General features: G+C 66.0%; 12 protein-coding genes and 1 pseudogene. 6 read left to right on the forward strand and 7 right to left on the reverse strand.

Features of this window, described 5'->3' with window-relative positions:
- The coding region (locus AC2VON_RS22250) for an ATP-dependent helicase (protein WP_486954806.1) at positions 1-1,033 on the reverse strand (1,033 nt) is incomplete at its 3' end.
- A gap of 306 nt (positions 1,034-1,339) precedes the next feature.
- On the opposite strand from AC2VON_RS22250, the gene AC2VON_RS22255 reads away from it, so the two are divergent.
- Positions 1,340-1,657: a chorismate mutase gene (locus AC2VON_RS22255; RefSeq protein ID WP_486954807.1), complete on the forward strand. Its 318-nt coding sequence runs from the start codon at positions 1,340-1,342 to the stop codon at positions 1,655-1,657.
- 118 nt (positions 1,658-1,775) lie between these two features.
- Here AC2VON_RS22255 and AC2VON_RS22260 read toward each other — a convergent pair whose 3' ends face one another.
- The 4 genes and pseudogenes from AC2VON_RS22260 to AC2VON_RS22275 form a co-directional block, all read right to left on the reverse strand.
- Positions 1,776-2,525 carry an SDR family oxidoreductase gene (locus tag AC2VON_RS22260; protein WP_486954808.1) on the reverse strand — a complete coding sequence of 250 codons (750 nt, stop codon included), beginning with the start codon at positions 2,523-2,525 and terminating at the stop codon, positions 1,776-1,778.
- Between the two features lie 13 nt (positions 2,526-2,538).
- Positions 2,539-3,006 (reverse strand): zinc finger domain-containing protein, encoded by a 468-nt coding sequence (locus AC2VON_RS22265; protein ID WP_486954815.1) that lies wholly within the window; start codon positions 3,004-3,006, stop codon positions 2,539-2,541.
- 153 nt (positions 3,007-3,159) lie between these two features.
- Positions 3,160-3,438, reverse strand: a pseudogene (locus tag AC2VON_RS22270) (DNA-formamidopyrimidine glycosylase family protein); the annotation flags it as partial.
- Entirely contained in the window at positions 3,431-3,832 is a 402-nt protein-coding gene (locus AC2VON_RS22275; protein ID WP_486954816.1) for a phage holin family protein, read from the reverse strand. The gene AC2VON_RS22275 and the pseudogene AC2VON_RS22270, both read right to left, overlap by 8 nt.
- A 126-nt stretch (positions 3,833-3,958) precedes the next feature.
- Between AC2VON_RS22275 and AC2VON_RS22280 the strand changes: the two genes are divergently transcribed.
- The 4 genes from AC2VON_RS22280 to AC2VON_RS22295 all read left to right on the forward strand — a co-directional run bounded on the left by AC2VON_RS22280 (position 3,959) and on the right by AC2VON_RS22295 (position 6,835).
- Complete coding sequence (locus AC2VON_RS22280; protein ID WP_486954809.1) at positions 3,959-4,861, forward strand: AurF N-oxygenase family protein; 903 nt, start codon at positions 3,959-3,961, stop codon at positions 4,859-4,861.
- Complete coding sequence (locus AC2VON_RS22285) at positions 4,858-5,595, forward strand: DUF4873 domain-containing protein (protein WP_486954810.1); 738 nt, start codon at positions 4,858-4,860, stop codon at positions 5,593-5,595. Before AC2VON_RS22280 ends, AC2VON_RS22285 begins: the two co-directional genes overlap by 4 nt.
- A gap of 32 nt (positions 5,596-5,627) precedes the next feature.
- A complete protein-coding gene (locus AC2VON_RS22290) occupies positions 5,628-6,494 on the forward strand; it encodes a TIGR03619 family F420-dependent LLM class oxidoreductase (RefSeq protein WP_486954811.1) in 867 nt (288 codons plus the stop codon).
- A 188-nt stretch (positions 6,495-6,682) separates the two neighbouring features.
- A complete protein-coding gene (locus AC2VON_RS22295; RefSeq protein WP_486954812.1) occupies positions 6,683-6,835 on the forward strand; it encodes a hypothetical protein in 153 nt (50 codons plus the stop codon).
- A 25-nt stretch (positions 6,836-6,860) separates the two neighbouring features.
- Here AC2VON_RS22295 and AC2VON_RS22300 read toward each other — a convergent pair whose 3' ends face one another.
- A complete protein-coding gene (locus AC2VON_RS22300) occupies positions 6,861-8,810 on the reverse strand; it encodes a fumarylacetoacetate hydrolase family protein (protein WP_486954813.1) in 1,950 nt (649 codons plus the stop codon).
- Between the two features lie 6 nt (positions 8,811-8,816).
- On the reverse strand, positions 8,817-11,117 hold the full coding sequence (locus AC2VON_RS22305) for an ATP-dependent DNA ligase (RefSeq protein ID WP_486954814.1): 2,301 nt from the start codon (positions 11,115-11,117) through the stop codon (positions 8,817-8,819).
- A 188-nt stretch (positions 11,118-11,305) separates the two neighbouring features.
- Between AC2VON_RS22305 and AC2VON_RS22310 the strand changes: the two genes are divergently transcribed.
- The coding region (locus tag AC2VON_RS22310) for a Ku protein (protein WP_486954817.1) at positions 11,306-11,450 on the forward strand (145 nt) is incomplete at its 3' end.

The following is an 11,450-nucleotide window of genomic DNA, read 5'->3' on the forward strand; positions in this document are numbered from 1 at the left end:
GCTCCCCGTCGCCGGCGTCGGTCCACAACCGTTTCTCCCGGCGCCCGGAGTTGCAGGCGATCACCGCGTTGGCCGCCGACAGGATGTTCTGCGTGGAACGGTAGTTCTGTTCCAGCAGTATCGTTGTCGCGTCGGGGTAGTCGCGCTCGAAGTCCTCGATATTGCGGATGGTGGCTCCGCGGAACGCGTAGATCGACTGGTCGGCATCGCCGACCACGCACAGCTCCACCGGCGGCACATCGTCGGCCGGTGCACCGTGCCCGGCGTATCCGGTGAGTTCGCGGATCAGGACGTACTGAGCATGGTTGGTGTCCTGGTACTCGTCGACCAGGATGTGTCGGAACCGCCGCCGGTAATGCTGGGCGATCTGCGGGAATGCCTGCAGTATCCCCACCGTCTCACCGATCAGGTCGTCGAAGTCCAGCGCGTTGGCGCTGCGCAGCCGGCGCTGGTATTCGCCGTAGACGGTCGCCACCACCCGCGCCAGGTCGTCGGAGTCGTCGGACAGATCAGAAACCGCCCGGTCGGGGTCGATCAGCTCGTTCTTCAGGTTGGAGATGGCGCTAGCCAGCAGCCGCGGCGAGTGTCGTTTGACGTCCAATCCCAGGTCGCGACCGATCATCAACAGCAGTCGGCGGGAATCGTCAGCATCGTAGATCGAGAAGTTGGAGTTCAGACCGGGCACCAGCGCTGCTTGGTTCCGCAGGATCCGCACGCAGCATGAGTGGAAGGTCGACACCCACAGGGAGGGCCCAGTCCGCGCTCCGACCAGTTCTACTACCCGTTCGCGCATCTCGGCCGCGGCCTTGTTGGTGAAGGTGATGGCTAAAATCTGACCGACGCCGACGCCGCGCGCAGCCAGCAGATAGGCGATGCGCCGGGTGAGCACTGCCGTCTTGCCCGATCCCGCCCCGGCCACGATCAGCAGCGGCGAGCCCTGGTGCACCACGGCCCGACACTGCTGCGGGTTGAGGCCGTCCAGCAGGCGATCGATATCCGGGATTGCCGTCGTCTCGGGCGGGTGCACGGTCAATATGCGCCGCTCCTTCTCATCGCTACGCTCTGCATCGTCGCCAGCGCGCAATATGCGCCGCTCCTTCTCATCGCTACGCTCTGCATCGTCGCCAGCGCGGTCATCTCAGCCCCAAGGTACCGCCCGTTCGCCGACGAACTTTGCGCTGGCACGACCCTTGGTGGCAGACTCAGTTCGTGCTCGACGCGCAGCTTCGATTTTTCTACGGGTACCGGTCAGCGGTGCCCGTGCTCTAGCTGTATTGCTGAGCCTTGTGGTCCGCTTCGCCGATCCGGGGCTCGTCTGTTGTGTGAGGCCGGATTGCGGATGAGACCAGAACCCACCAACAGTGAGAATGCGGAGTCGAACCCCATGACTGCAAAAACTACGGAAGCTCAACAACTTCCCCACATCGACGACCTGCGCCACGAGATCGACCGGCTCGACGCCGAGATCCTGGCCGCGGTCAAACGTCGCACCGAGGTGTCCCAGGAGATCGGTAAGGCCCGGATGGCCTCTGGCGGCACCCGGCTGGTGCACAGCCGCGAGATGAAGGTTATCGAGCGCTACAGCGAACTCGGTCGAGACGGCAAAGATCTGGCGATGCTGCTGCTGCGCCTCGGCCGTGGACGGCTCGGGCACTGAGGCCGGCAGTGCGGCACGGCGGATCCTCGTCTCCGGAGGTATGCGCGAGCGTGCGTGTTCCCGCGGACACGCTCGGCGCGACACCCGGTGACACGCCACGCTCGCGCCAGGAAGCGAGTCAGGCGAAGAGTTTGGTCAACCGCGGCGGCAACATCCGCAGCAGCCACACCAGCGGGGTCCATGGCCAACGCGGCACCACGGCGTGACTGGCCTCGCGTTCGATGGCCCGCACCATCGCCTTGACCCCGGTCTCGTTGTCCACCATCAGCAGGGTGGACGCCGACTTCGCAGTCATCTCCGACTCGATGTAACCCGGCTCCAGCACGGTGACCCTGATCGGTCCCTTCGCATACTCGGCGCGCAACGATTCACCCAGCGACGACACCCCGGCTTTACTGGCCGCGTAGGCAGCCTTGACGCCGGGCACCCCTTTGTTGCCCAGCACCGACGAGATCAGCACCAGGTGCCCGCCGCCGGCGTGTGTGAACATCTCGATAGCGGTCTCGATCTGCACCAGCGCCGACACCAGGTTGGTCTCGAGGGTGGCCTTGTTGGCCCACAACTTCCCAGAGCCCAGTCGCGCACCCTTGCCGATACCGGCGTTGACGATGACCCGGTCGATTCCGCCGAGTGCGTCGCAGAATTCGGCGAACACCTTCGGCACCTGTTCGTGATCATCGACGTCCAATGCGGCGACGGCCACGGTAATATTCGGATAGCGTTGGGCTAGCTCGCGTTTGAGTCCGTCGAGCCGATCGACCCGGCGTGCGCACAGCGCCAGGTCGCGGCCCTTGGCCGCGAAAACACGGGCCATCCCGGCGCCCAGGCCGGAGCTGGCCCCGGTGATCAGAATCCGCTGTCGCACCACGTGGGCAGCATAACTACTTCAGGAGCCGTGACATCCGCCGGTCGGCCAGCAGCTTGCCGCCGGTCTGGCAGGTCGGGCAGTACTGGAACGACCTGTCGGCGAACGACACTTCGCGTACCGTGTCACCGCAGACCGGGCAGGGCAGGCCGGTGCGGGCGTGTACCCGCAGACCGGACCGCTTCTGCACCTTGAGGGTGGCGGCCTGCTGGCCGACGGAGCGGGTTACCGCGTCGGTGAGCACCGAGGTCATCGCGTCGTGCAGGACGGCGACCTGTTCACCCGATAGCTTCGCGGCCGTTGCGAACGGCGAAACCCTTGCTGTGTGCAGGATTTCGTCGCTGTAGGCGTTGCCGATGCCGGCGATCACCTTCTGGTCGGTGATGACGGTCTTGATCCGGCCGGTGTTGTCGGCCAACAGCCCGGAAAGATCGTCAACGGTGACGGCCAGTGCGTCCGGCCCGAGGGCGGCGACGCCGGGCACCCGGTTCGGGTCGTCGACCAGCCACACCGCCAGCCGCTTCTGGGTACCGGCCTCAGTCAGGTCGAACCCGGGAGCCTCCCCGGGGATGCCGAGGTGCACCCGCAACGCGATCGGCCCCTTGCCCGGCCGCAGCGGTGCGGCGGCCAGGTTGTCCGACCAGCGCAGCCAGCCCGCTCGGGACAGGTGGGCGATCAAGAACAGCTTCCCGGCCTCCAAACCCAGATATTTGCCCCACCGGTGCGTCGCGCTCACCGGCTGTTGGTGCAACACCCTCACCGGTGGGGCGAAGGTCTTGAGCACCGACAGCGCGGCCACATCGACGCGACCGATCGTCCTGCCCACGGCATGCTGGCGCAAATGATCGGAAAGTGCTTCGACCTCGGGTAATTCCGGCACGGTGTTCTCGGCGTTCTCCTGATCCTCGTCAGGCACGGGTGATGCGCCGCGCTTTGGGCAGCACCAGCGAGAGGACCCAGCTCACCATCGACAACACGATCGCTGCCCAGATCGCGTCCCACCAGAAGTTGTCGATAGCCAACCCCCAGTGGGTGGTGTTGCGGGTGATCCACGCGGTGATCCAGAGCATCAACGCGTTGACCACGACGTGGAACAGCCCGAGCGTGACGATGTAGAGCGGGATCGACAGAATCTGCACAATCGGCTTGATGAACGCGTTGACCAGACCGAAGATCACCGCGACGACGAAGATGATGCCGCTCCTCTGCAACGTGGTCTCACCGCCGACAAAGCTGATCCCACCGACAACCAGGGTGACCACCCACAGTGCGAATCCGGTGATTGCGGCGCGCAGCAGGAAAGGGCTCATGTCATGCGATCCTGCCACGTCGTCTAGACTGGCGCGGCCGCAAGTATCCGGTACCGTGGGTATTGACATCTTCGGGTTGTTCTCCCTAACTTTTGTAAGCACACCGGCAAGGAAGGGGCTGCTGCGATGACCACGGCGGTGAGACGTAGCGAACCGACTCGGGAAGAGTTCGCCGAGCGCCTGCTGAAGGGTTCGGTGAAGAAGTCCTACGCGCCGGTCGTCGACATCGACTGGGACGCCCCGCTGGATCCCGACAAGTTCTTCCTGCCGCCGCAGATGTGCACGCTGTACGGTACTCCGCTGTGGGAGTCTATGACCCGAGCGCAGCAGGTCGACCTGACGCGCCAAGAGCTGGTCAACGTCTTGTCGGCCGGTATCTGGTTTGAGAACATCCTCAATCAGGCGCTGCTGCGCGACATGATGCATCGCAATCCCACCGCCAAGGCCACCCACTACAAGTTGACCGAGCTCGGCGACGAAACCCGCCACATGGTGATGTTCGGCAAGACGATCGAGAGGATCGGCGGTGTGCCGGTACGGCCCAAGTACTACCAGCGGGTGATGATCAACCTGCTTCCGAAGATGTTCCGGGGCAGCGTGCTGTGGGCGGCCGCGCTGATCGGCGAGGAGATCTTCGACGCGCTACAGCGCCAGATCCTCGACGACCCCGACCTGCAGCCGATCGTCGGGCGGTTGATGCGGATCCACGTCACCGAAGAGGCCCGCCACATCCAGTTCGCCCGCGACGGGTTGCGTCAGGACCTGCCGGCACTGCCGTGGTACCGGCGGGCCTACCTGGCCAATCTGCAGGGCGTGGGTGGCCTGTTCTACCGGCACCTGTTCACCCTTCCGGTCGTCTACCAGCGAGCCGGCCTGGGCGGACGCGAGGCGCGTCGAGTCGCACGCGCCAGCCCGCACTTCCACGCCTACTGCCGGTCGGCCTTCGCGCCGCTGGCCGCGTTTTTCGAAGAGGTCGGCCTGATGGGCCGGCTGGGCCGGCGGATGTGGCGGCGGGCCGGATTCCTGTGAGCGAACACGGGGGCGGTGACGGCGGTGACTCTATTGGCGTCGTCGACGCGATTGTGCTGGGCGACCCGAGCCGCGTCCACGGGCAGTTGAGCAACTTCATCGTCGCCCCCACCGCAGTAGCAAAGCAGTTCGACAACGACGCCGACACCTGGACGGTGACCACCGCCGACGGCCAGACGCTGACCGGACGGCTGTTGATCAACACCACCCCCGGAAACGACGACGTCGTCGCCGCCCACGGCGTCCCCAACTATTTCCGGATTCCCGGGCCGCACACGCCACGTCAGGCTCGCTATGTGGCCGGCTTGATCGACGGGCTGCATCGCAGCCGGTCCACCCGGATCGAAGCGCGGTCACGAGTGCGCGTACATCGACTGCTGCCGACGCGCGGGCTGTCCCGGTTCCACCTCTCCGGAATCGTAGAAGTCGAAGACGCGACCTACGACGGCCCCGCAATGCTGACCTATGACGGCCGGGGCTATCCGGCCCGGGTCCGGCTGGCCGGGCACGTCGACCCGGTCGACGGTCGGTACCACTGGCAGGGAACGCTGTACGCGGACCTTGTCGGTAACGGGGTGATCGGTTCGCGAGCCAGCATCCGGATCGGCGAGCACACCGCGACGGCCCGGATTTCCGAGCGCACCCCCTGGGGTACGCTCTCGGTGGTCGGGGCCGCCGGATACCCGCCATTCCCGCTGGCCGACGCCGAAATCAGCATGGCACCGCCGGTCTAAGACCCGGCGAGGAGACACCGGGGAGGCACAAGGTGCGGTTCACCTACGCCGAGGCCATGACCGATCCGAGCTTCTATATCCCACTTGCGAAGGCAGCCGAGGCTGCCGGGTATACCAGCATGACGATCCCGGACAGCATCGCCTACCCGTTAGAGTCGGATTCGAAGTATCCCTACACCCCGGACGGCAGTCGCGAGTTCCTGGACGGCAAGGCGTTCATCGAGACATTCGTGCTGACCGCCGCGCTGGGTGCGGTCACGACGACCCTGCGCTTCACGCCGTTCGTGCTCAAGCTGCCTGTCCGCCCGCCGGCATTGGTGGCCAAACAGGCCGGCTCATTGGCGGCGCTGATCGGTGACCGGCTGAGCCTGGGTGTCGGAACCAGCCCGTGGCCGGAGGACTACGAGCTGATGGGCGTGCCGTTCGCCAGACGCGGCAAGCGGATGGACGAGTGCATCGAGATCCTGCGCGGCCTGACCACCGGCGACTACTTCGAGTTCCACGGCGAGTTCTACGACATCCCCAAGACCAAGATGACCCCGGCACCCAACCGGCCCATCCCGATCCTGGTCGGCGGGCACGCCGAGGCCGCGCTGCGCCGCGCGGCGCGCGCAGACGGCTGGATGCACGGCGGCGGTGACGCCGCCGAACTCGACCGGCTGATCGGGCGACTCGAGCAGCTTCGAGCGGAGCAGGGCAGGACCGGCCCGTTCGAGATCCACGCGATCTCCGTCGACGGGTTCACCCTGGACGGCATCAAGCGGCTGGAGGACAAGGGCGTCACCGACGTCATCGTGGGTTTTCGCGTCCCCTACATCGTCGGACCCGACACCCAGCCGCTGGACACCAAGATCCGCCACCTGGAAACATTCGCCGCAAAGGTGATCGCCAAAGCCTGACCGCCCTATCGGCAGACTTTGCCGTGACAGTGACGGCGGCAACACCGGCGGGCGCTCCGTGTGCAACGTCACCGTGTCGTTGGAACACGTTTCGGACGCTGCGGCGTTGGATAAACGGGTGCTTCGAGCACCCAACTTGCTCCAGGCCAGTACAGCAGCTCTCCTGCGCGTCAACCAGGAAGGTATTGATGAACACGAAGAACTGCCACTACCAGCACGTGGAAAAGACGATCGGTCTCAACGACGACGAACGAGTCGTCCACCAGTTGCGGATCGCGGCGAGGGAGCCGGTCCACAGCGAAAGTCACCAGCAACGGATCCGCGCCGCCACGCAATGCTGACACCACCGCCCGCTGGGGTAGGCGTTTACCGGTGCTGGGCTGATCGTTTGGCCAGCCACTGCGCCTGCATGGTCAGCAGCGCCCTCGGCTCCAGTTGCGGCAGGTCGGCGCCGAGCTCCCGGTAGCGCTGGTAGACGTTGACGACGACACGTTCGGCGTCCAGCCAGCTGGCGTACTCGCCGAGGTCGACGGTGTCGGCCGCTTCGGCGAAGGACAGACCCCTGCGGTAGGCGGCATCGGCCTGCTCGGCGACGTGAACCAGGTAACCGCGCACCGCGCGGATTCCGTCCGGGTCGGTGACGGGGCCGTGGCCAGGCACCACCGTGGGGGCGTCCAGCGCGACCATGACGTCGCAGGCGTGCAGCCAATTGGCGATCGGCCCCGCCCAGACGATCGGGGTGCAGCCGATGAACAGCAGATCCCCGGCGAACAGCACACCCGCGTCGGGTATGTGCACGACGGTGTCGGCAGCGGTGTGGGCGGGGCCGAGGTCGAGCAGGCGCACCCGTCGGCCACCGACGTCGACATTGAGCTCTCCCTCGAACGTCTCATCGGCGTTGCGCACCGTGATGCCGCTGAAATCGAAGTGCCCGAACCGGTCTCGGACATAGCGGGTGGCCACCGTCCCGAGGTCGGCGACCTGGGTCATCGCCAGTGTCTCCGGGGCCATGCCGTGGGCGATCTCCTCGGCGGTGCCGGCGGCGGCGATGATGTGCACGGCGCTGTCCAACAGTTGGTTGCCGTGGGTGTGGTCGCCGTTCGAGTGGGTGAGAACTGCGTTGGTGACCGGCGCGTGATCGGTGATCGGTGCCATCGCGGCCAGCATTTCCCGGGTCAGCGCCAGATCGAACAGCGTGTCGACCAGCAGTGCAGCCCCGTCGCCTGCGACCAGCCCGGCGTTGCTCCAGCCGTACCCACCGTCGGGCAGCGTCCATGCCCACACCCGGTCCCCGACCGGATGCAGCCCGCGGGTGTAGGGAAACCGAGTCGGCGCGCGGTTGACCCGCGCGGGATCCCGTTCGACATCGGGGGGACGCCGAACCGCCACCGGCAGCGGCGCGTCGCTGGCGCGCACCGTCTGGCGGATCTCGCCGAGTCCCTGCACCTGCAACGTCACCACGTCGCCGTCGCGGAGCCAGCCCGGGAAAGATTGCGGCGCGGCCAGGTTGAGGTGTTCGACAAGCGTGCAGGTGGGCACGGTGCCGGAACCGAAAACGTCACCGGGCGCCAGCCGAACCCCGCGTGAGGCGTAGCTGATCACCTCACCGAAGCTCCAGTCCATGCCCCCGGTCGACCCGGAGCCGACGATCATGTCGTTGACCAGTGCGGTCGCCTGCAGATTCAACTTGCCGCCACGCCGGTAGGGTTCCAGCTCATCCGGGGTGACCAGGTACGGCCCAAGGGTGACCCCGCTGTCTTTGCCCTTGCCCTGCCCGATCGCCAACTGGCCCTCCAGCTGCTGCAGATCACGCGCGGACCAGTCATTGAAGATGGTGTAACCGATGATGGCCCGCTCGGCTTGCGCCACGGACAGGTTTTCACCCCCGGCTCCGATAACCGCGCCGACCTCCAACTCGAAATCCTGCCAAGCGCTGCCAGGCGCCATAGGTACATCCTGGTATGGGCCGAGAACCGTTGCCGGACAGGCGAAGTAGAATGCTGGTATCCGATACCAGGTGTCGCCGAGCACCGTGGGGAGCCCGATCGCCGCCCGACAATTGCGCATGTGGTCCAGAAAACACAGGAAGTCGCGAATCGACGGTGGGCGCGGGATCGGCGCCATGAGCGTGACTTCGTCGAGGCGCCGCAGCGACGACGGCGACCGCAACGCGTACTCACCGGCTTCGCGCAATCCGTCAGCGCCGCTGCGGATCTGATCCACCAGTGTCATACCCGGCGGCAACGTGTGGATCACCTCACCGGACAGCACCCCGGTGCGCTCGCCGTCGTCGCTTCGATAGGTCACCCATCGCATGCCGATTCACTCCTCACACCTCACCTCAACGGGTGTCTTGTCCGGCCGCAGGCCACGCCAACTGGGTTGGCGCAACCGGCCATCCTCGGTGCGCTCGCTGTAGCGCACCTCCCCGACCAGTGACGGCCTGACGAAGGTCACACTCCTGGCGTCCTGACCGGACAGCGGTTCGTGAAACGGTGATTCGTCGGTGCGCAACGGTGCCAGCACCTCCTTCAGCCGGACCAGCTCGTGTTCGGTGAAGCCACTGCCCACCCGGCCCGCAAAATGCAGCTCGCCACCGTCCGGGACACCCATCAGCAGCGACCCGATGCCGCCGCTGCGCCCCCGTTCGCCGCGGCGCCAGCCACCGATCACCACTTCCCGGGTCTTCCAGTGCTTGTGTTTGACCCAGGATCTCGAGCGGCGGCCCGGCTGGTAGGTCGAGGTCCACTTTTTGGCGACCACACCCTCCCAGCCATGCTCGCGGGAGTGTGCCAGTGCCTCGGCACCGTTGCCCGGCAACAGATCCGGCACGGTGAGATCGGTATCGGAGGCCAGCATTTCCAGCAGCCGGCGGCGGTCGCGGTAGCTGGCCCGCAGCAGCGAACGGCCGTCAAGGTAGAGCAGGTCGAATGCCCAGAACTCGATGCGGTTGGAGTGGGCCCGGTTCTGCAGCTCGGTGAATGTGGGTACGCCGGATCGGTCGAGGGCGATAACCTCGCCGTCGAGCACCACATGGTGATCAGCCAGACCGGCCGCCACCGGCCGCAACTGCGGGTACTCGCCGGTGACGTTGCGGCCGCTGCGCGACCGCAATCGCACCGCCCCGTGGTCGGCGTCGACGAGCAGCCGGTACCCGTCCCATTTGCCCTCGAAGGCCCACGACGCCGGCTTCAGCTCGGCGACCGAACCGGGGGTGGCCAGCATCGGGGACAGCGCTTCGAAGGTGAACGCCCTCTGGTCTTTCATGCGGTGCACCAGCCACTGGTCGCCGTTGGTCTGAATCAGGGCGTAGCGTCCGAAGATCCGCTTACCGTGCAGGTTGACGATGACCTCCCCATTTTCAGCGGAGTCGTCGAACTTCTCGGCCTGATAGGTGCCGGCGTCCCAGATGGCCACCGTGCCGGCGCCGTACTGTCCCTTCGGAATCGTGCCCTCGAAGCTGCCGTACTCCAGCGGATGGTCTTCGGTGCGGATCGCAAGATGGTTGACCGACGGTGTGTCTGGCAGATTCTTCGGCACCGCCCAGGACACCAGCACACCGTCGCGCTCCAACCGGAAGTCGTAGTGCAGACGGCGGGCGTGATGCTCCTGGATCACGAAGGTCTGACCGGTCGCGCCCACCGTGTCCGAGCCGGCCGTCTGTTGGGCGCCTGGCATCGGTTCCGGCGTCTGCGCTGCATCACGCATGCTGCGGTAGGTGGCCAGCCGACCCTGCCACGCAACCGGAGGGTCCAGCGGTGCCAGCAGGTCGCCGTCGCGGACGACACGGGACAGCACCTCGTCGTAACGCAGGTGTCGCAGTTTCGGGTCGTCGAGTTCCTCCCAGCTGCGTGGGGCAGCGACCGTGGGATGTTCGCGGCCGCGCAGCGAGTATGGCGCGACGGTGGTCTTCGACGCATTGTTCTGGCTCCAGTCCACAAAGACCTTGCCCGTTCGCAGGCTCCTGGTCATGGTCGCCGTCACCAGTTTGGGCATCGACTGCTCCAGTTGTTGCGCAACACGTTTGGCTAGTGTCACCGTGCCCTGGCTGCTTATTGGCCGGTCCAGTGCCGTGTATAGGTGCAGCCCCTTGCTGCCGCTGGTCAGCGGGAAGGTAGTCAGTCCGATATCGGTCATCAGATCCCGGACAGCACGCGCCACCTCCGCGAGCCGGGGCATCGTCACCCCTTCGCCGGGGTCGAGGTCGAACACCAAACGCGTTGCCGGGCCAGGCCGTAATCCTTGACCATCGGGCGTCCGTTCGCCGAGGAAACGCCACTGCGGCACGTGCACCTCCAGCGCCGCCTGCTGGGCTATCCACGCCAGTGCGTCGGTGCTGTCGATGATCGGGTAGGTCGTTACGCGGGAACGATGTTGCACGCTTGCCCGCGTCAGCCAGGCCGGTGCCGACGACGCAAGTTGTTTTTCGAAGAACGACTCCCGATCGACGCCGTTGGGCCAGCGCTTGCGGGTGGCCGGGCGCCCGGCGATATGCGGAACCATCACCTCGGCGATGCGGGTGTAGTAGTCGAAGACGTCGGCCTTGGTGGTTCCCGTCGCCGGGTAGAGCACCTTGTCCGCGTTGGTCAGCGTGACAGGGGGCTCGGCGTGCTGAGGACCCATGCTGCAAAGGTAGCGTCAAAAGATCGAAGGTGAGCTGGTGAAGCTTACCGGGACGCCGGTGACCAGGTCTCCGTGTTCTCGCTGATCGCCACGGCGCCGACGTGGTGCCGCGACCGTGGCATCGCTGCGCCCACGATCGTGTCCTGCGACAAAATCGACCGCAACAATGTGTTGGGCATACTGGCGTTATGCGTTCCATCTGGAAGGGCTCGATTGCGTTCGGCCTGGTCAACGTGCCGGTCAAGGTCTACCGGGCCACCGAGGATCACGACATCACGTTCCGCCAGGTGCACGCCAAGGACAACGGGCGAATCCGGTACAAGCGGGTGTGCG

It is taken from the genome of Mycobacterium sp. TH-M82, from assembly GCF_057473605.1.

Excerpts from the sequence above, each read along its gene's own strand:
- AC2VON_RS22255 (WP_486954807.1), top strand. The coding sequence starts at position 1,340 with ATGAGACCAGAACCCACCAACAGTGAGAATGCGGAGTCGAACCCCATG.
- AC2VON_RS22275 (WP_486954816.1), bottom strand. The coding sequence starts at position 3,832 with ATGAGCCCTTTCCTGCTGCGCGCCGCAATCACCGGATTCGCACTGTGG.
- AC2VON_RS22280 (WP_486954809.1), top strand. The coding sequence starts at position 3,959 with ATGACCACGGCGGTGAGACGTAGCGAACCGACTCGGGAAGAGTTCGCC.
- AC2VON_RS22295 (WP_486954812.1), top strand. The coding sequence starts at position 6,683 with ATGAACACGAAGAACTGCCACTACCAGCACGTGGAAAAGACGATCGGT.
- AC2VON_RS22300 (WP_486954813.1), bottom strand. The coding sequence starts at position 8,810 with ATGCGATGGGTGACCTATCGAAGCGACGACGGCGAGCGCACCGGGGTG.
- AC2VON_RS22305 (WP_486954814.1), bottom strand. The coding sequence starts at position 11,117 with ATGGGTCCTCAGCACGCCGAGCCCCCTGTCACGCTGACCAACGCGGAC.